Source organism: Roseateles sp. P4_D2 (assembly GCF_056401875.1).
Window position 1 is genome coordinate 303431 of sequence record NZ_JBFUIM010000014.1, and the last position, 18897, is coordinate 322327.

The window sequence follows — 18897 nt, forward strand, 5'->3', positions numbered from 1 at the left end:
GTTTTTCAACGGACGGTCAGCGTCGTGCCGGCGCGGAACGCGCCGAGCGCCGCATCCCAGGCCTGGGCCTTGGCGGTGTTGTCGGCATTGGCCGGGCGCACGCTGTAGCGCACGTCGGTACTCAGCGACGACGCGCCGTCGGGCAGGGCAAGCAGCACGTCGTAGGCACCCGTCGGCGTGCCCGCGGGAACCGTGAAGCCCGCCGACACGGTGCTCGTGCTGTTGGGCAGCCAGCCGCGCGGGTCGACGGCCGGCAGCGCGATGCGCACGACGGCGCCCGTGGTCCGGTGCTTGAGCAGCAACTGCACCGCGCGGGGGTTGAACGCGCGCGCCCAGCCGCTGTTGCGCACGGTCAGCAGCAGGTCACCCGATTGCCCGGCCGTCACCGCCTCACTGTGGCGCAGGGTCGAGAGCTCGAAGCGGTAGCCCATGCTGCGCTTGACCTCGGCCATGCAGCCCTGCGCCTCCCACTTGGTGTGGAAGAGGTCGCGGTAGTAGTCGTTGTTCAGATAGGTCAGGCCGAACTGCTTGCCCTCGTTCAGGATGTCGGTGCAGCTGCTGCGCGGCACCGCGCCTTCCTCGTCGGCAGGGTTGCAGGTTTCCGCACCGAAGGGGGCCACGCGTGACAGCGAGGCGGTGTAGTTACGCTCGTTCTGGCGCGTTGCAGCGTCCTCGCTGTAGGTGCCGACATCGGTGGCCGAGGCCAGGAAGCAGTCGTTGTGCACGCCGATGCGCGAGGCCGCCGACCCGTCGCGCCAGCTCGGCACCTGCGAGGCCCACTGCATCAGATACGGCGGATAGCGCAGCTGCAGGAAGCGGTCGGTCGGCAGGGCGTTCAGCAGCGCATCGCGGATCTGCGTGCGCGGGCTGACCGCGGTGAGGTTGTTGGACGAGGTATGCCATTCGCCCCAGGCGCCAATGAAGCCGGCCTGCAGGTAGGCGATGACGTCCGCATTGGCGGTCAGCACCGGTTTGAGCTGGTCGATGTGGCCGAGCACGCGCGCCAGCGGCGCATCCTTGACGTTCAGGTACTCGGTCTCGTTGGCCGGGTAGTTGTAGAGGAAGCGTGGCACCAGCTTCAGGCCGGCGCGGCGCGCGATCGCGAAGCGGTCCGAGAGCTGCGTGAGCAGGCTGGCGGGCAGCGTGGTGTTGGCATAGGCGTCCAGGCGCACTGCGGCATAGACGACCCGATAGCCGGCCTGGAACTGCGAGTCGGCGTCGGCCTGCGTCCACAGCAGCAGGTTGTCGGCGGCCCAGGTGTACATGCCCCGCTCGGGGTTGGCGATCTCGGCGGTACTGGCGGTGAAGCTGGTTTCGACCGGTGCGGGCGCAGGCGTCGGTGCTGGCGTGGGAGCGGGCGTTGGGGCGGGAGTAGGTGCCGGCGTCGGCGCTGGGGTGGGCGCCGGCGTGGGGGCTGGTGTCGGTGCAGGCGCCGGGGCGTTCAGGCGCCAGGCCTGGTTCGCATCGCCACTCTTGCAGGTCGCGACCGAGAAGCCAACCTGGGCCACCTGGGTTGGTGCGGTCAGGCAGAGGTTGTTGGCCGCGAGCTTGAGCTGCGACGTCGAGCCACCCGCCAACGCCACCAGCGAGAAGCGCTGGCCCGTCTGTGTGGGCTGGCAGGTGTTCAGCTCCACGAAGGACCCGGAGCTGGTGCCGGTGGCGGAGACGCACAGATTGGCCTGCGCGTTCTTGAGGGTGTAGATGCTGCTGCCGGTGCTGACCGGCGTGAGGCTGAAATCCTGAGCCGCGCTGCCATTGCAGGTTGCCAGGCGGATGTCCCAGGTGTCGACCTTGGTTTCCAGGCAGGCGCCCAGGGGGTTGGACACCAGGGGCGCTGCGGTCGCGGCAACAGGCCAGGCGGCGATCAGGGCGAGCGGGAAGGCGAGCTTCAGCCCCGCACGAGCGCGGGGCAAGGGGCAGGGACGCATGGAGTGCATCGGGTTCTCCTCATGAACGACTGAGCGCTGAACGGGAGGGGCCGGGCCACGTCAGCGCGAGCGCGGCCAGGGCACCGGCGCGACCGGTGCCAAATAGCGATGGAGAGAAGGCGTGCTGGGCGGCTACTCGATGCGAGCGTCGCCCCAGGTCACGACGAGGGGGCCTGCGGTGTCGGCCCCATGCTGGCGCGCGATCAGCTCGATCAGCTTCACGCCGCGCAGGTCGGCGCGGAGTTCGCGCGCCGGTTGGTTGAACTTGATGGGCGCAGTCGCCGCGAGGCGGCGGCCATCACCCCAGACTTCGAAGCTGACCGCGGCGGTCTTGCCGCGTGTCGAGTCGTCCACGCCGACGCGCGCGACAAAGCGCTGCGAGCCGATGGGCACCTGAACTTGCAGCCGCGAGTCGGCCAGCGCGCCAATGCCGTGGCGGAAGGCCTGCCGCTGCACGCTCAAACCCTGGTCATAAGGCGTCGAGTCGGCACGCGGCGCGCCCCAGCCGGCGTAGGCCGGGCGGGTGCCGCCGTTGTCGGTGGTGGACCAGGACGCCAGCGCACGGTAGCCGATGGGATCCTGCTCCAGCGCTCGGATGCCGTCGCGCGCCACGTAGACGTTGCCAGGTCGCTCCGACACGTAATAGCCGCGCGGCAGCTGGTGCTTGCCTGTCGCGGTGAACAGCAGCGCCTCGCGCGGCTTCAGCTCGAACTCGCGCTTGTCCGTGAACGTGCCCGCTTCGGCGCGAGCCCAGGCGTCGCGCAGCGCGACGGGTGCTGTCGCGTCCATCTTCAGGTGTTCGGCGGTCAGCGTGAACTTGGCGGCTGCACCCGTGCGGTTGAACAGCAGCACGGCCTTGCGTCCATCGGCCAAGCTCTTGACGAGGATCTGCCGGTCACTGTCGGCATAGGCGAGCACGCCCTGATGGCCGGCTGGGTCCTGGTTGATGGCGACGACCTCGGGTGCCTTCAGCACGTCGATGAGGGCGGGCGAGGCTTTCGACAGGTCGGTGCCGATCATCAGCGGCGCGGCAGCGATGGCCCACAAGCCCATGTGGGTACGGGCTTCGAGCAGGTGATTGCCGTCGAAGTCGCCGTTGCCGATCTCCAGCATGTCGGGGTCATTCCAGCGGCCCGGGCCGGCGTAGAACTCGCGCGTTGCCACGGTGTCGAAGTTGTGCACCATCTGCGAGAAGCTGGGCGCGATGTCGCGGCTCGTGCGCCACATCGTGCCCACCTCGGCGCCCCAGCTGCGGACGTTGGCGGCGCCCCAGAGGCAGACCGACAGCACATAGTCGCCATGCGGCCGCACGCTGCGCAACGCCTGCGTGACGCGGCCGTAGAGGGCGCGGGCGCCGTCCATGTCGGACTGGTTGGCATTGCCCTCGATGACCGTCGGCCCGAACTCGCGGAAGCGGCCCGAAGTGACCGGGGGGCGGTCCTTGCCGTACGACGACAGGCCGCAGCCGTCCACCTTGATGAAGTCGAAGTTCCAGTCGCCGAAGTAGAGCGCGATGTCGCGCTCTACGTTGTCCATCAGCCCCACCTCCCGCTCGGCCTGGCTGCCTTCGGGCAGGTTGGGGCTGTCGGTGTTGTAGGCCTGCGAGCAGGCGTTGCGGCCGATGTCGGAGTACAGGCCGGCCTTCAGCCCCATCGCGTGGATCTTGTCAGTGAAGGGGCGCAGCGACGTGCCGGCCGCGCCGCCGGTGCCCGCGCTCGGGAACAGATTCGTGCGCACCTGCATGCGGCCGTCGCTCGCGCGGCGCTGCCGCCACCAGCCGTCGTCGATGTTGATGTTGCTGTAACCCGCCGCGGCCAGCCCGGTGTCGACGATGACCTGGGCCGAGTCAAGCACCCTCTGCTCCGTGAGGTCCATGTGGAAGGCATTCCAGCTCGACCAGCCCATCGGTGGCGTCGGCGCGCTGCCGACGCCCTGATGGGCCCAGCGGCCGGTGGAGGCCAGGGGTTGCTGCTGCGCATGGGCGGTGGCAAGGAGCAGGGTCAGGGCGAGGGTGATCGGGGCGAGGCGATGCTTCATACGGTGCGGGTCATCAGGCGGCCGAAGGCGGCGGGAAGGTGGAAGTCGGGCTCGGGCGTGTGCGTCGGGCTCCAGCTGGAGTAGACACGACCCCTACCCTGGCCTTCGACGCGGAACAGATTGAGCCGCCAGCCGTCCTCGGCACCGCCTGCACTCTGCATTGGCACGCCCAGCTCGGCCGTCCACACCTTGTGCTTGGCGTCGATGTGCGCCTTGGCGCGGCTCTCGCCGACGATGCGCTTCTTGCCCGAGGCCTCGACGGCGATCTCCAACAGCAGGCCGTTGGGTGACACCTCGACCTCGCGATAGCTCTTCAGCCCTGCGCGGTCCGGCGCCTGCAGGAAGACTTCGACGACGTCACGCTCCCACAGCGGCCAGATGTCCGTCGCCGAACCCGGGCGGTCGAAGGTGCTCAGCGCCTCGAACTTGCAGATGAAGCGCAGATAGAGCTGGCTTGGCGCCCGCAGCATTTGCACGCGGGTGGACTGCGGGCCGGCGAGCGCCTTGCCCTGCCAGTCGTGGCGGAAGAAGGTGGCCGGCGCATCGGCCCATTGCGAGGCGAGCGGGAAGCCGTCGGCGCCGATTTGCGTGACCATGCCGGCAAAGGCGACGGGCAGCGTGTCGGGCACTTCAGGCCGCGCTTCGATCAGCAGGCTGTGCGTGAAGCTCACGGGCAGCGTGGGTCTGTCGGCGGCGACTTTGCCCAGCTCTTTGCCTGTCACCGCGTCGCGCAGCGTCCAGCGGCCAGTACTCAGGCCGCGCAGGGTCACCGGGCCGTCCCAGCGCTCCGCATAGAACGCATAGTGCAGCGCCCCGCCCTGCTCCACAACATGCGTCTCGGGCTTGTCGAAGCCCAGGTCATACAGCTCGCCGCGATAGCGGCCTTCGGCCAGGCGCTGGCGGTTGTAGAGATCGACCCACTGGCGCCAGTGCTGCTCGCGCTCGGGCGTCAGCAGGAAGGAGTCCTTGGGCTTGGGGTCCACCGGCCACGTGAACTTACTGGCCACGACGGCGCCGATGCCCACGCTGGACGCGAAGTCCTGCCCGCCGCTGCTCAGCTCCACGTGGTCGCCCGCGTAGGCGGCCCAGGGGCCCATCAGCGCCTTCAGCGTCTTGCCCTTGTGGCGCACTTGCCAACTCGACAGCGGGTCGGACGCCGGCGCCTGGTCCATGAAGGGCATGTTGTGGAAGGCATAGCCGGTGCCGCAGGGGCAGACCTCCACCACCGCTTCCGGGTTGGCCGCGTGGGCCGACGCGTGCATGACCTTGTAGAAGTCGGCGAGCTTCTCGACCGCGTCTTCCGGCCGCCCATGCCTGTGCGCGGGGTTGAAGCAAGGCGCCACGCCGTTGAGGTGTTGACCGTCGACCTTGAGGCCATCGAAACCCCAGTCGCCGATGATCTTCTTCACCGTGGCGGCCAGGCGGGCCTGCGTCTTCTCGTAGGCCGGGCAGAGGTAGAAGCTGTTCCACCACGTCACGTTCTGCACCGCGCCGTCCTTGTCCAGCAGCAGCAGGTCGGTGTGGTCGTGCAGCTCGTCGCTGCCGGGCGCCACGGCCAGCGGCGCAATCCACAGGCGCGCCTTCATGCCGCGGGCATGGATGTCGGCGACGAGTGCCTTCATGTCGGCCTCGCCCTTGGGGAACTTGGCGAGGTCGGGTGTCCAGTCGCCGGTCTTCACCTGCCAGCCGTCGTCCAGCACCGCCCACTTGAAGCCCAGCTCCTGCACCTTGGGCAGGGTGGCGCGCACATAGTCGAGCGAGAAGTCGCGCTCATAGCCCCAGGCACACCACTGCGGCTCGTAGGCGCTCGATGGCGGCTCGGGGGCCACCAGGCCTTGCGCGGCCATGAGACGGCGGTAGCGGTCCAGCGGCACGAAGAAGTCGCCGCGGTGCACGGCGATGAAGCTGGGCGGCGTGGTGAGCGTGGCGCCGGGCGCCAACGTCTGCGGTGCGTCGCCGCGCAGAGAAATGTCGACCTGGTCGCCGCTGGCCTTCACGGGCAGCGCGACGAGCTGCGGGTGAAGGGCCAGATGGCCGACGGCCAGGCCGACATCCCGCCGCCAGACATCGACGACCGGCGTGCCACCGCCGTAGTCCGACGCATTCATGCCCATGAAGTTGCGCTGCTCGAAGCCGCGCTTGACAGGCTGCACCCAGTCGCGCCGGTCGGCATGGCTGGCGCCGGAGTAGGTCCAGTACCCACCCGCATGGCGCGGCGCGGCGGCCAAGCGGTGAGCCGCGTTGACCCAGGCGTCGACGGCAACGGGCTTGTCGCCGGTGTTCGTGTAGTCGACGTCCAGCAGCGCGACGCCGGGATGCTCGTCTAGAAGCGTCACGGTGACGCGCTTCTCGATGCCCTCCACCGAGCGGCCGACGAGGCGTAGCGTCTGGCCGGCGCCGAAGGGCGTGGTGGACTTGGCCGGCTCAGCCTTCTGCAGCGCGAAGCGGCTCAGCGCCCTGCCCTTCACGACGAGATGCTCACTCGCGTCGAAGCCGGTCAGCACGGCGGGCTGCTTGCCCAGCAAGCTGACCATGCGACAGCGCATCTGATCGTCGAACTGCAGCGACAGCGCAGCGTCCTGCACGCGCACATGACCCTTGCCCTCAGCCTGAGCGAGCGGCAACTGTGTGGCCAGCGGCGCGGCGCCCAGCCATTGCAGGAAGGCCCGGCGTGCCGTCATCGCTTGCCGCCCCAGGCGCCGGGGAATGTCCGCTCGGCGTTCAGGTGGTAAAGCTTGTCGACGACCTCACGCGGCAGCGCCAGCCCCTTCACCGGCTTATCGAGGTCAGCCACCTTGAAGCTATCCGCCGTGTTGAAGTAGCGCCAGTGCATGCGCCACACGCCTTCGGCTTCCTTGGCCAGCGCGGTGCCGTCCTGGTCGGGCGCCTGCGACATGTCGCTGCCGTACATGACGCGGCCCTGGTATTTGATGAAGAAGCGGCGCACGCGCTCGCGGTCCTTCTGGCTCTGGTATTGCAGCTGACCGATGCGCGCGGCAACGTCGACCTTGGCGTTGGGGAAGCGGTCCAGGAAGGCGGCCAGCTCATCCACGCTGCGCTCCAGCGAGGCGAGGTGAACGCCGATGAAGTTCAGGCCCGGGTGCGCCGCCACCATGCGGTCGCGCGCGGCCATCTGCGCTTCCCAGCTGGGCATCTCGGGATGCAGGGCCATGTGGTATTGCGGGTGGGCCTTGAAGTATTCGCGGTCATTGTTGACCGTCATCTTGTCCAGCGGCAGCCAGCAGTTGTGGGGCTCGCCCTGGTGGCCGAGCAGCGGGATGCCTTGTTTGGCGAAGTCGTCGAACAGCGACGCGAAGCGGGCGTCGTCGATCATCACCAGCTTGCCCTCGACACCCCGCAGGCCCATGCCGATGTTCTTCCACACCTTCACACCGACGGCGCCGGCCTTCATGGCCGCCGCGATGCGCTGGCGCGTGGCGGGCAGCCAGGCTGGCTGATCCGAGCCGTCCACCGAGAAGCTGGCCGCCCAGGCCACGTCCTGGGGGAACTGCTTCTGCAGCTCGATCGCCACGCGCTGCTGGTCGTCCAGCGGCGGGAAGTCGGGATAGTCGACGTTGATCGTCAGCACCTTGAAGTTCTGGCGCTTCGCCGCCGCCATGAAGGCCGGCGCGGGGTTGTGCAGATGCATGTGCACGTCGACCTTCGCAACCCGGCCGTAGTCGGCCATGGTGTAGCTCGGTGCGTCCTTCGCTATCGCGGGGAAAAAGGCCGCCCCGGCAAGCAGGGCGGCAACACGGAGGAGAACTCTCATCAGAACTTCAGGCTTGCACCCAAGGTGAACGAGCGGCCATAACGGTAATAGCCCTGAGGCAGCTTCACGCCCTCGTTGCCCAGCGTGTACTCCTGCGTCGCGTCGGTCAGGTTGTTGCCTTCGATGCTCAGGCGCAGCCACTTGTTGACCTCGTAGGCGACCTGGGCCGTCGCCCAGGTCACGGCCTTGGCGCGCTCGTTGAAGCCGGCGCCCAGCACGTTGGTGGCGGTGACGAAGGCGTCGGTGTGGTCGGCCGTGGCGCTCATGCTCCACGGGCCCTTCTCGTACAGCAGGCCGAGCGACGACGTGGCCGGCGCGATGCCCTCGAGCGCGCGCTCCTCGCCGCCCACCCAGCTGCGCGACTTGTTGCGCGTGTACTGCGCCCGCACGCCGAAGCCGTTATCGAACAGGTGCTGCAGGCCGATCTCGAAGCCGCGCGCGGTGGCCTTGTCGCCATTGATGGGGCGGCTGACATTGAACAGCCGGCCGCCCGGCGCGCCGATGTTCTGGCCCGTCAGGTACTCGCTGGTGATCTGGTTCTTGATGTTCTTCTGGTAGACGGCGAAGTTCAGGGCCGAGTCCTTGGCGTAGTACCACTCCAGCGACACATCGGCCTGGCGGGCGCTGTAGGGCTTGAGGTTGGCGTTGCCGCCGAACACCTGCGTGAAGTCGCCCCAGGAGATGCTCTGCGTCGTGCTCGTTGGCGCCAGCTTGTCCACCGACGGACGGGCCATGGTCTTGGCCGCGCCCAGGCGCAGTTGCAGATCGTTGGTGATCAGCCAGGTGAAGTTGACCGACGGCAGCGCGAAGTTGTAGCTGGACTCCTGCTGCAGAACGGAAGGTGGCGCGTAGACGGCCGTGTAGTTGAACGCGCCGTTCTCGATGATGTCGACAATCTTGGCGTCCCAGGCCTGGGAGGTGGTCTTGGTCTTCACGAAGCGCACGCCGACGTCCGCGTTCCAGCCGTCGCCCGACAGGTCTGCCTGCATGAAGGCCGTCGTCGTCTTCTCCGTCACGCGGTAGCTCTCCAGCGGGTTCCAGGCCGGTGCTGCCTTGCTGAAGTCGTAGGTGCCGCCGCCCGGGCGGGGCTTGCCGTCGTAGGCCTGCAGCGCCTGCAGGTAGGTGTTGATGTCGAAGCCCAGGAAGCTGCGCGGAAAGTTGCCGCTGACGCCGTCCATGAAGCCGGACGGGCTCAACGTCTGGTTGATGACATTGCCGCCCAGCGCGCCGACGTTGATGGCGTTGGCGCCCGAGTAGTGGCCGTCGCCCGCGTTGAAGGCGTTGTTGATGAGGTCGCGCGACTTCTTGCGGTTGGTCTGGCTGAGGCCGAACTTCAGCTGGTCGATGTAGAAGCGGTCCAGCTTCCACTCGAGATTTCCGGTGGCGCCATCGATCTTGTCATCGATGTTGTCGCCGGCCAGGCTGAAGTAGTGGGTGTTGAAGTCACTGGCCTTGAACAGGCCTTGCGCCAGGCCGGTCTGCAGGTCGCGGCCGTCGGTGAAAGTGGTCTTCACATCGGGCACAGCCGCCCCCGTCAGCTGGATGCGCGTGACATTGGGCTGGTTCATGCGCAGCACGACATAGCTGTCGTTGCCGCCGGAGTGGCGCTTGGAGGTGGACTTGTAGATGTCACCCGTCGCTTTCAGCGTGGGCGAGATCTTCCATTCCGCGTTGGCACCGTACATCGCGGTGTCCACCACGCGGTACTCGGTCTTGTTCAGCAGCTCGGGGTTGAGCGCCATCTCCGGGTCGGGGTTGGCCAGCGTGAAGTCGGTGACCACGCCGTTGCTGATCTTCATGTTGGACCAGCGGCCCGGCGCGTACAGCGGATAGAAGGACAGCTGGTAGCCGACCTGCGGCGAGTCCAGCCGCGTCTTGAAGCCGTCGACGACGACCTTCACGTCGCTGCTGGGCCGCCACTCGACCTTGCCGGAGAGCGCCATGCGCTCCTTCTTCTCCATGATGGTGCCGAAGCGGAACTGGCCCGGACCGATCAGGCCTTCCTCGTCGGGGTCCAGCTGCCCGTTGCCGTTAGGGTCGATGGCGCCACCCCAGGTGTTGCCCCAGGGCCAGAAAAGCTCCGGCTTGTTCGGCGCCGGGTTGCGCGACCAGCCGCCATCATTGCCGGCCGTGTCGGTGCGCACATCGCGCTTCGCATACACCACACCGAGCAACACGCCCACCTGGTCGCCGAAGGTGTTGCTGTAGGTGCCCGACAGCTTGGTGCCGTTCAGGCTGCTCATCTGGTTGCGGTCGGCCTCCACGCGCAGCAGGCCGCGCTGGCCCTTCTGGTCGAAGGGGCTGGCCGAGCGCAGGTTCACCAGGCCGCCAATGGCACCTTCGACGAGGGAAGCCTGCGCGGACTTGACGACGTCGGCGCCGCTGATGACGTCGGCCGGCAGCACGTCGTAGGCGAAGTAGCGGCCGGCGCTGTCGGTGCCTAGCAGGCGGCTGTTGAAAGTCGTGATCGTGTACTCGGGGCCCAGGCCGCGGATGCTGACTTTCTGGCCTTCACCGCCCGCGGTGCGCGAAATGGACACGCCGGTGATGTGGCTCAGCGAGTCGGCCACGTTGTTGTCGGGGAAGCGGCCCAGCTCGGTCGCGCTGATGCTGTCTTGCACGCCGGCGGCGTTGCGCTTGAGCGCAAGGGACTTCTGCAGGCTGGCGCGGGTGCCGGTCACTTCCACGCGGTCCAGCGTGTTGTCGGTCTCGGCCTTGGCGGCCTCCTGGGCCCAGGCCGGGGCGACAGCACCGAAGGCGGTGAAGGCCACCAGGCCGGCCAACGTCAGCGGGTGCAGCGCGAAACAACGGGGTTGCAGGCGAGGACTCATCGAACAGTTCCTTTGATCTTGTGTGTCGAAGCTGCCGTCAGGGCAGCGCGATGTCATCTGCTTTGGATGCCGGGGCAGCTCTCCCCCGGTGCGGTGTGCCGGCTCCTCGGATGCCCCTCGAACCGGCTTGACGCAAGTCTACGAATTCTTTCGTTTGATTTCGTATAGAGTTTTCACCGATGCCGAATGCTTTCGATGAATCATGCCACGAAAGGCTTCCACCTCGCTGACATAGAGGGAAAGGTGCGAGCTATATAGGGATTCGCCCCTCGCCTCCGGAATTTGGCATACGAAGGCGTTTTCGTCGTTGTGTTTTCGTTTTCGTTCGTTTATGCTTTCGCTCGAAAGTTCCAAACGGGACTTCCAGATCCACGAAAGACTTCCGATGCAGAGCAACTGGCTCACGTACGCACTGATCTCGACCCTGCTCTGGGGCGTCTGGGGCGCCTTCACCGGACTGCCGGCCGAGCATGGTTTCCCGGACACCTTGATCTATGCCGTATGGGCACTGACCATGATCCCGCCGGCGGTCATCGTGCTGGCCCGCACGGGCTGGCGCATCGACCGTGACCGCCGTTCCGTCGTGCTCGGCCTGGCCGTCGGGCTGCTGGGTGCCGGTGGCCAGATGCTGCTGTTCCGCGCGGTGCAGTCGGGCCCGGCCTACCTGATCTTCCCGATCGTGTCGCTGTCGCCGGCGATCACCATCGCGCTGTCCTTTGGCCTGCTGGGCGAGCGCACCGGCAAGCTGGGCGTGGCCGGCATCGTGCTGGCGCTGTGCTCCCTGCCTTTGTTCGACCTGCAACTTGGCCAGACGGGTCAGCCGATGGGCCTGTGGTTTGTTTTGGCCCTGGCCGTGCTCGTCGCCTGGGGCCTGCAGGCCTACTTCATCAAGCTGGCCAACGCGGGCACCAGTGCTGAAAGCATCTTCTTCTACATGGCCGTCGGCGCCCTGGCCTGCGTGCCGGTGTCGCTGTGGATGACCGACTTCTCCCAGCCCATCAACTGGGGCTGGCAGGGCCCGGGCCTCGCCGCCGTCATCCAGGTGCTGAACGCCGTCGGCGCGCTGACGCTGGTCTACGCCTTCCGCTACGGCAAGGCCATGGTCGTGTCGCCGCTGGTCAACGCCGGCGCGCCGCTGCTGACCGCCGTGCTCTCGATGGCCCTCAGCGGCACCACCCCGGGCGGCAGCAAGCTCGCCGGCGTCGCCCTGGCCCTGCTGGCTGCGCTGCTGCTGGCGCTGCAACCCGAAACGCCCTCCTCTTCTTCCTCTTCCCAACCCGTTCAAGGAGACGCCGCATGAAGCTCATGCTCGACCTCGTGCGCCGCCACAAGCAGGCAGCCAACGGTGATGTCGCCATTGGCATTCCCTCGGTCTGTTCCGCGCACCCCGTCGTCATCGCCGCCACGCTGCGCGAATGTGCTGCGCACGGCCGGCCTGCCCTCATCGAGGCCACGTCCAACCAGGTCAACCAGGACGGCGGCTACACCGGCATGACGCCGCTGGACTTCCGCCGCTATGTGCAGGGCCTGGCCGAGGCTGAAGGGTTGGCGCCCGAGCTGCTGCTGCTGGGCGGTGACCACCTTGGCCCCAACGCCTGGCGCAAACTGCCGGCCGTTGCAGCCATGGCCAAGGCCGAGATCATGGTGGCGCAATATGTGAGTGCGGGCTTTCGCAAGATTCACCTGGATTGCTCGATGTCCTGCGCCGGCGACCCGGTGCCGCTGCCCGAGCCCGAGATCGCCGCCCGTGCCGTGCGCCTGTGCCGCGCAGCCGAGCAGGCGTGGCGCGACGCGCCCGACCGTGGCGACCCGCCGGTCTACGTCATCGGCACCGAAGTGCCCGTGCCCGGCGGCGCGCATGAAGACCTGGGCGAGCTGGCGGTGACGTCGCCCGAGGCCGCCGCCTCCACGCTGGAACTGCACCGCGACGCCTTCGCCCGCGCGGGGCTGGACCTGGCCTGGGAGCGTGTCGTCGCCATGGTCGTGCAGCCCGGCGTGGAGTTCGACCACCACAAGGTCATCGACTACCGGCCCGAGAAGGCGCAGGCCTTGAGCGCCTTCATCGCGAGCCAGCCCAGCATGGTTTTCGAAGCCCATTCGACCGACTACCAGACCCCTGAGCACCTGGCCCAACTGGCCCGCGACCACTTCGCCATCCTCAAGGTCGGCCCCGGCGTGACCTTTGCGCTGCGCGAGACGCTATGGGCGCTGGCCGCTGTGGAGCGCGAATGGATGGGCAAGGGCGAAGGCCTGGTCGACACCGTGCTGGGCGTCATGCGCGCCGAGCCTGAGCATTGGCGCGGCTACTACCAGGACCCGGCCCGCCTGAATGTCGACCTGTCTTACTCCCTGAGCGACCGCATCCGCTACTACTGGGCCCACCCCGCCGTGCGCGAGGCCTGCCGGACCATGCTGGCCCGCCTGGACGCCGCGCCGCCGCCGCTGACGCTGCTGAGCCAGTACCTGCCGCGCCAGTACGAGGCGGTGCGCGACGGCCGCATCACCACCGGCACCGATTCCCTGCTGCGCGACGGCACCGTCCAAGCCCTGCGCCCCTATCTGCACGCCTGCGCTGCCTGATCCCATGACATTGCTTCACCTCGACCCCACCGACCTCGACCACCGCGGCGCCGCGCACACGGCCCGTGAGATCGCTCATCAGCCCGCCATCTGGCAGACCGTTTACGCCCAACTGCAAGCCGAGCGCCCCGCCCTCGACGCCTTCCTGGCGCCGCTGCTCGCCCTGCCCCAGCTGCGCATCGTGCTGACCGGCGCCGGCAGCTCGTCCTTCATCGGCCAATGCATCGCGCCCGCCCTGTTGCGTCACCTCGGCCAGCGCCCCGGCATCCGCGTCGAAGCCGTGGCAACGACCGACATCGTCTCCAGCCCCGAACAATGCCTGCAGCCCGAGGTGCCGACGCTGCTGGTGTCCTTCGCCCGCTCCGGCAACAGCCCCGAAAGCCTGGCCGCCGTGGAGCTGGCCGACCGCTTCATCAAGACCTGCCACCACCTCGTCATCACCTGCGCGGCGGACGGCACGCTGAACCAACGCATGGCTGGCCAGTCCCATGCGCGAGTGCTGCTGCTGCCTGACGAGACCAACGACCGCGCTTTCGCGATGACGTCCAGCTTCAGCGGCATGCTGTTGGCCGCGGCCTGGGCTTTCGACTTGCCGCTCGCACCGGTGGCCGACCTGGCCCGCGCCGCGCAGACCTTGGCCGAGGGCGAGATCGACCGCCTCTATGCACTGGCCGAACAGTCCTTCGAGCGCATCGTCTTCCTCGGCAGCAACACGCTGCTGGGCCTGGCCCGCGAGGCCGCGCTGAAGATGCTGGAGCTGACCGACGGCAAGCTCGTCGCCATGGCTGACTCGACACTGGGCTTTCGCCACGGGCCCAAGACCATCCTCAACGACAAGACGCTGGTCGTCATCATCCTGTCCAACGACCCCTACACGCGCCAGTACGACCTCGACCTGCTGCGCGAGCTGCGCCAGCAGGGCCCGGCTCGCGTGCTGGCCCTGCGTACGTCTGCGCTGAACGGTGCCGAAACTCCGCATGCCGACGACGTCCACCTCGCCCTGCCTGCGTCCGCCCCCGACCTGGCGCTGGCACCCGTGGCACTGGTGTTCGCGCAATGCCTGGCCCTGCTCGCCTCGCTGCAGCTCGGCATCACGCCCGACAACCCCAGCGCCTCGGGCACCGTGACCCGCGTCGTCAGCGGTGTCACCATCCATCCCGTGAATCAGCAACAGCACCCATGAGCGGCCTTTTCCTCGGCATCGACGGCGGCGGCACCAAGACCGCCTTCGTCCTCGTGGACGAGATCGGCCGCCTGCTCGCGCGCCACGAGTCGACGACGAGCTACTACATCGAGATCGGCTTCGACGCGCTGCGTGCCCTGCTGCGCGACGGCGTGCAAGCCGCGCTGCGCCAGGCCGGCGTGCCGGCCAGCGACGTCAGCTACACCTTCGCCGGCCTGCCCGCGCATGGCGAGGACAGCGAGCTGCTCGCCACCTTCGACGCGCTGCTGGCCGGCGTGGTGCCGCACAGCCGCATCGGCAACGACATGATCTGCAGCTGGGCCGGGTCCCTCGCGGGCGCGGACGGCATCAGCCTCGTCGCCGGCACCGGCTCCATCGCCTATGGCGAATGGATGGGCCGCGGCGCGCGCTGCGGCGGCTGGGGCGAGGTCTTCGGCGACGAGGGCTCGGCCCACTGGCTGGCCCGCGAGACGCTGGCCCTGTTCTCGCGCATGGCCGACTGCCGCGCCGAGCCCGGCCCTCTGCTCGGCCTGGTGCGCGAGCACTTCGAACTGAAGCACGATCTCGATCTCTGCGGCGAGATCAACGGCAGCGCCGCGCGCAGCGAGCTGGCCCAGGTCGCCCGCCTGGCCACGGCCGCCGCCAACGCGGGCGACGTACAGGCCCGCCAACTGCTCGTGCGCGCCGGCGACGAACTGGCGGCCTTGGCCGCCGGCGTCGCCCGCAACCTCGGCATTGCCGGGATTTGCGGCATCCAAGCCGTGCCCGTGTCCTATTCCGGCGGCGTGTTCGCTGCTGGAGAGTTGGTGCTGGGGCCGCTGCAGGCAGCACTCTCACGCCGCCTGCCGGGATCGGTGCTGAAGACGCCGCGCTTCGGGCCGGAACTGGGCGCGGCCCTGTACGCGGCTCGGCTGGCCGGCCGGCCTTTGACTCCTGAGGCGCTGGCGCGGCTCGACGGCTGAGCCGTCGATATCATTCGAAAGCCCGCCCCGCCTTTCGCCACTGCATGCCCACCTCCCTCTCACTGCCCGCGAAAACCGAAAGCCCGCTGCTCATCGACGAGCGGCGCCGGCTGATCCGCGAGCTGGTGCAGAGCCAGGGTCGCGTCACGGTGGACGAACTGGCCGAGCGCTTCGGCACCTCCGTCGTCACCATACGCAGCGATCTCAACTCACTGGCCTCCACCGGTGCCGTGCTGCGCACACATGGCGGCGCACTGGCCCAGCGCGACACCGAGGAAGTGCCCATCGGCGTGAAGCAGAAGCTGCGCCACGAGCAGAAGGTGCGCATCGCCACCGAAGCGGCCAAGATGATCCGCGACGGCGAGACCATCCTGCTCGACTCCGGCTCCACGACCGAAGAGATCGCCAAGCAGATCCGCGGCTTGCGCCTCACGTCGCTGAATGTCATCACCAACGCGCTGAACATCGCGGCCCTGCTGGCCACGGTGCCGCACGTCAACCTCATCATGCCGGGCGGCCAGTTGCGGCCCAACTCCTTCTCGCTGTCAGGCCCCCAGGCCGTGGCCGCGCTGCAGGGCCTGTACGCTGACCGTTTGTTCCTCGGCGTCGACAGCCTCGACCCCGACATCGGCCTGATGACGCCGCACCTGCTCGAAGCCCAGCTCAACGCCCAGATGATGAAGATCAGCCGCCAAGTCGTGGCGGTGGCGGACGCGTCCAAGCTGATGAAACGCAACCTCTCCGTCATCGCGCCGGTCGAGCAGCTGGACGTATTGATCACCGACAGCGGCGCGGATCAGGCCATCGTGGATCAGTTGCGGGGGCGGGGGATTGAGGTGGTGTTGGCTTAGGGCAGCAATGTCACTAGTGAATTTCTTTGACACTAGTAAATCACTAGTGAATACTGAGCCCCCTCACGCAGGAGATCGGTATGCCTCAGTTCCACGTAGACGATGATCTGGCGGCTCTTGTCGAGCGGCTGGCTAAGCCAAAACCATTCGAGAACCTTTCCTTCAACGCGGCACTCCGGCGCGTACTTGTAGGTCCTACCGCTTCATTGACGAAGAAAGTTAGTGACCCTGGGCTGGACCAACTGCTTGCCGAGGCAATGGCCGACTCAACTACATCGTCCAAGAAAGTTACCTCGCCTAGCGCGACAGAGTGGGCCGCGTCAGTTCCGGAACTGAAGTCAAAGCGAGGCCTCGCAACTTGGAAAGCCATTTGCGACTTGCTCAAAGTTGAAACCGCGGGGGACTCAGCGCGTCGCAAGCTCAAAAACTGGGTCAAAGCCAATCGGTCAGCATGGCCACCGGTCCCCGATCTTGAATAACCCTGCTCTTCAAGCCTTGCCGCTAGGTAGTCAAGAAGACACCAAAGCCGCAACGCAGCCGCGATCACGCGCCGCTGGCTGGCAGGCAGGCAGGCGATGCATTCGATGCCGAAGTGCCACTCGCAAGAACTGCCCGCACTCGACCCCTACAACGCGCCTGGGCCCTCGCCCGACGCGACGCCGTGCGTCCATCCGGGCACGTTGACGTGGTAGCGCAGGGCTTTGCCGGCGCCCGTGGTCCACAGTTGCCCGCGCTTGACCATCTCCGCCAGATCCCGTGTCGCCGTCGCCTTGGATGCGCCGGTCATCTTCATGTACTTCTCGGCGTTGAGCCCGCCCACGAAACCACCGTCACCGTCGTCGAGCAGCCGCTGCAGCACCTTGCGCTGGCGTTCAGGCAGCCCGGCGATGCCGTGGTGCTCCGCAAACCGGCGCTTCACGAGGGCGGCGTCCATCGTGGCGCTGGCCGCCGAGTAGGCAGCAGCACACTGCTGCGCAAACCATTGCACCCAGCCCGTCACGTCCATGCCGCCACGCTGGCAGAGATTCAGTTGGTCGTAGTAATCGGAGCGGCGCTCCAGCAGTTGCCGCGACAGGCTGAACAGCCTGACCGGCGTGCTGAGGTGCTGGGCCACGACCATGTCGACGAGGGCGCGGCCGATGCGGCCGTTGCCGTCCTCGAACGGGTGGATGCTTTCAAACCAAAGGTGGGCGATAGCGGCACGCGCAAGGCCGTCCAGGCGTGCCGCCGAGGAAGCGCCGCCGGGCGCGGTGTCGTTGAACCAGTTGATGAAGCGCGTCATGTGCCGCGGCACATCGGCCGATGGCGGCGCCTCGTAGTGGACGACCTCGCGGCCGGGCAGGCCGCTGATGATCTGCATCGGGTCTTCGTGATCCCGATAGCGGCCCACGGCGATGCGTTGAACACCTGAAGTGCCGCCCGGGAACAGCGCCGATTGCCACCGGCAGAGCCGGTCTTCATCGAGCGGCGTGCCGGATGCGGTGGTCGCGTCGTGAACGACGGCGACCAGGCCGTCCACGGCACGGTCGATGGGCCCCGGCGCCTTCAAGCCCATGCGGCGCATGATCGACGACCTGACGGCGTCCAGCGACAGCCGCTCCCCTTCAATGGCCGCCGTGGTCAGCACCTCGTCGGCCATCGAGTCGAGCGCGACGTCGCTGGTACCGGTGAAGCCGATGGCTGCAGCCTTGCCTTCCATGACGCCATGCAAACGGTAGGCCTGGGCCAGGTCGGCGCTGACGACCGCATTGTCGTAAACGAAGTCCGGCCAGTCGGCGCGAAGCCAGTTCCAGGGGCGTGCTCTCGCGGTCATGAGCCGCAATTTAGCACTATCGGCTCAAATTGTGAGCCGAATTACCAGAATTGCGGCTCAAGCGCCCCGGCCCGCAGCCTCCGGCACCATCGCCGTCACCTCGATCTCCACCTTGGCCCTGTCCTCCATCAGCGCCGACACCTGCACGGCGCTCATGGCGATGCCGTAGTCGCGGCCCAGCACGTCGCGGTAGGCCTGGCCCACTTCGCGGCCGCGGGCGATGTACTCGCGTTTGTCGATGAGGTACCAGGTCATGCGCACGATGTGCTCGGGCGCCGCACCGGCTTCGGCCAGCACGGCACGGATGTTGAGCAGGGTCTGGCGCACCTGGGCGATGAAGTCGTCGCTGTCGAACTCGCAGCGCTCGTTCCAGCCGATCTGGCCGGCGACAAAGACCTGGCGGCCGCTGGCCGCGACGCCATTCGCATAGCCGCGCGGCTGGGTCCAGCCGGCGGGCTGCAGGATCTGCTTGGTGTTGCTCATGTGTTTGTCTCCTGTTGTGCGGCGAGCGAGCGCTCCAGCGCAGCACGCAGATCGGCCGGAAAGGCTTGGGGCTTGTGGGTGGCGAGCGAAGTACAGACCAGCACCTGCGTGAACTCGACGCGCGTGCCGTCGGCGCCGTCGAAGGCGATGCGCAGCGTCATCGAGCCGCCGCCCAGGCGCTCGATATGGATGGTTTGCACGAGGCGGTCGCCATGGCGGCTGACGCGCAGGAAGCGCGTGTCGAGCTGGGCCGTGGGCATGCCGACTTGGCGCTGGCCGATCAGCACGTCGAATGGCAGGCCCAGTGCGTGCGCGAACCAGTCCTCGATCAGCTCGTTGAGCATCTCGAAATAGCGCGGGTAGAAGACGATGCCGGCCGGGTCGCAGTGGCCGAAGCGCACGAGTTGTTCGCGTTGAAAAGCGATGTTCATCTCGGCAGTCCTGGAGCACAGCCACA

The 18897-nt window shown here is 67.6% G+C and carries 13 protein-coding genes; 5 read left to right on the top strand and 8 right to left on the bottom strand.

Translation table 11 applies throughout. The features are described 5' to 3' along the window. Window positions 1-5: 5 nt before the first annotated feature. The 5 genes from AC1DW0_RS24055 to AC1DW0_RS24075 form a co-directional block, all read right to left on the bottom strand. Window positions 6-1937 carry a DUF4832 domain-containing protein gene (locus AC1DW0_RS24055; protein WP_477948440.1) on the bottom strand — a complete coding sequence of 644 codons (1932 nt, stop codon included), beginning with the start codon at window positions 1935-1937 and terminating at the stop codon, window positions 6-8. 123 nt (window positions 1938-2060) lie between these two features. Continuing rightward, entirely contained in the window at window positions 2061-3965 is a 1905-nt protein-coding gene (locus AC1DW0_RS24060) for an NPCBM/NEW2 domain-containing protein (RefSeq protein ID WP_477948442.1), read from the bottom strand. Then, a complete protein-coding gene (locus AC1DW0_RS24065) occupies window positions 3962-6646 on the bottom strand; it encodes an alpha-galactosidase (protein ID WP_477948444.1) in 2685 nt (894 codons plus the stop codon). The genes AC1DW0_RS24060 and AC1DW0_RS24065 overlap by 4 nt, the downstream gene beginning before the upstream one ends. Next, a complete protein-coding gene (locus AC1DW0_RS24070; protein WP_477948446.1) occupies window positions 6643-7737 on the bottom strand; it encodes an amidohydrolase family protein in 1095 nt (364 codons plus the stop codon). The genes AC1DW0_RS24065 and AC1DW0_RS24070 overlap by 4 nt, the downstream gene beginning before the upstream one ends. Next, window positions 7737-10568 (bottom strand): TonB-dependent receptor, encoded by a 2832-nt coding sequence (locus AC1DW0_RS24075; protein ID WP_477948448.1) that lies wholly within the window; start codon window positions 10566-10568, stop codon window positions 7737-7739. Before AC1DW0_RS24075 ends, AC1DW0_RS24070 begins: the two co-directional genes overlap by 1 nt. Before the next feature lie 385 nt (window positions 10569-10953). Between AC1DW0_RS24075 and AC1DW0_RS24080 the strand changes: the two genes are divergently transcribed. From AC1DW0_RS24080 to AC1DW0_RS24100, 5 genes are read left to right on the top strand one after another with little or no spacing between them, the layout of a single operon-like run. After that, window positions 10954-11868 carry an EamA family transporter gene (locus AC1DW0_RS24080; protein ID WP_477948450.1) on the top strand — a complete coding sequence of 305 codons (915 nt, stop codon included), beginning with the start codon at window positions 10954-10956 and terminating at the stop codon, window positions 11866-11868. Next, window positions 11865-13148: a D-tagatose-bisphosphate aldolase, class II, non-catalytic subunit gene (locus AC1DW0_RS24085; RefSeq protein ID WP_477948452.1), complete on the top strand. Its 1284-nt coding sequence runs from the start codon at window positions 11865-11867 to the stop codon at window positions 13146-13148. The genes AC1DW0_RS24080 and AC1DW0_RS24085 overlap by 4 nt, the downstream gene beginning before the upstream one ends. Window positions 13149-13152: 4 nt before the next feature. Then, complete coding sequence (locus AC1DW0_RS24090; protein WP_477948454.1) at window positions 13153-14331, top strand: SIS domain-containing protein; 1179 nt, start codon at window positions 13153-13155, stop codon at window positions 14329-14331. After that, window positions 14328-15293: an N-acetylglucosamine kinase gene (locus AC1DW0_RS24095; RefSeq protein WP_477948456.1), complete on the top strand. Its 966-nt coding sequence runs from the start codon at window positions 14328-14330 to the stop codon at window positions 15291-15293. The genes AC1DW0_RS24090 and AC1DW0_RS24095 overlap by 4 nt, the downstream gene beginning before the upstream one ends. A 44-nt stretch (window positions 15294-15337) precedes the next feature. Then, a complete protein-coding gene (locus AC1DW0_RS24100; RefSeq protein WP_477948458.1) occupies window positions 15338-16144 on the top strand; it encodes a DeoR/GlpR family DNA-binding transcription regulator in 807 nt (268 codons plus the stop codon). A 625-nt stretch (window positions 16145-16769) separates the two neighbouring features. Here the strand turns inward: AC1DW0_RS24100 and AC1DW0_RS24105 are convergent. Genes AC1DW0_RS24105 through AC1DW0_RS24115 form a run of 3 tightly spaced genes read right to left on the bottom strand, consistent with a single transcriptional unit; the run spans window position 16770 to window position 18871 of the window. Beyond that, on the bottom strand, window positions 16770-17957 hold the full coding sequence (locus tag AC1DW0_RS24105) for a DUF4172 domain-containing protein (protein WP_477948460.1): 1188 nt from the start codon (window positions 17955-17957) through the stop codon (window positions 16770-16772). A gap of 57 nt (window positions 17958-18014) precedes the next feature. Then, on the bottom strand, window positions 18015-18440 hold the full coding sequence (locus tag AC1DW0_RS24110; protein WP_477948462.1) for a RidA family protein: 426 nt from the start codon (window positions 18438-18440) through the stop codon (window positions 18015-18017). Continuing rightward, window positions 18437-18871 (bottom strand): acyl-CoA thioesterase, encoded by a 435-nt coding sequence (locus AC1DW0_RS24115; protein WP_477948464.1) that lies wholly within the window; start codon window positions 18869-18871, stop codon window positions 18437-18439. Before AC1DW0_RS24115 ends, AC1DW0_RS24110 begins: the two co-directional genes overlap by 4 nt. Window positions 18872-18897: the final 26 nt, after the last annotated feature.

What these genes read in the sequence shown, in the direction of transcription:
- AC1DW0_RS24110 (WP_477948462.1), bottom strand. Translation starts at nt 18,440, where the DNA reads ATGAGCAACACCAAGCAGATCCTGCAGCCCGCCGGCTGGACCCAGCCG.
- AC1DW0_RS24105 (WP_477948460.1), bottom strand. Translation starts at nt 17,957, where the DNA reads ATGACCGCGAGAGCACGCCCCTGGAACTGGCTTCGCGCCGACTGGCCG.
- AC1DW0_RS24095 (WP_477948456.1), top strand. Translation starts at nt 14,328, where the DNA reads ATGAGCGGCCTTTTCCTCGGCATCGACGGCGGCGGCACCAAGACCGCC.
- AC1DW0_RS24115 (WP_477948464.1), bottom strand. Translation starts at nt 18,871, where the DNA reads ATGAACATCGCTTTTCAACGCGAACAACTCGTGCGCTTCGGCCACTGC.
- AC1DW0_RS24080 (WP_477948450.1), top strand. Translation starts at nt 10,954, where the DNA reads ATGCAGAGCAACTGGCTCACGTACGCACTGATCTCGACCCTGCTCTGG.
- AC1DW0_RS24090 (WP_477948454.1), top strand. Translation starts at nt 13,153, where the DNA reads ATGACATTGCTTCACCTCGACCCCACCGACCTCGACCACCGCGGCGCC.
- AC1DW0_RS24100 (WP_477948458.1), top strand. Translation starts at nt 15,338, where the DNA reads ATGCCCACCTCCCTCTCACTGCCCGCGAAAACCGAAAGCCCGCTGCTC.
- AC1DW0_RS24060 (WP_477948442.1), bottom strand. Translation starts at nt 3,965, where the DNA reads ATGAAGCATCGCCTCGCCCCGATCACCCTCGCCCTGACCCTGCTCCTT.
- AC1DW0_RS24085 (WP_477948452.1), top strand. Translation starts at nt 11,865, where the DNA reads ATGAAGCTCATGCTCGACCTCGTGCGCCGCCACAAGCAGGCAGCCAAC.
- AC1DW0_RS24065 (WP_477948444.1), bottom strand. Translation starts at nt 6,646, where the DNA reads ATGACGGCACGCCGGGCCTTCCTGCAATGGCTGGGCGCCGCGCCGCTG.
- AC1DW0_RS24055 (WP_477948440.1), bottom strand. Translation starts at nt 1,937, where the DNA reads ATGCACTCCATGCGTCCCTGCCCCTTGCCCCGCGCTCGTGCGGGGCTG.
- AC1DW0_RS24075 (WP_477948448.1), bottom strand. Translation starts at nt 10,568, where the DNA reads ATGAGTCCTCGCCTGCAACCCCGTTGTTTCGCGCTGCACCCGCTGACG.
- AC1DW0_RS24070 (WP_477948446.1), bottom strand. Translation starts at nt 7,737, where the DNA reads ATGAGAGTTCTCCTCCGTGTTGCCGCCCTGCTTGCCGGGGCGGCCTTT.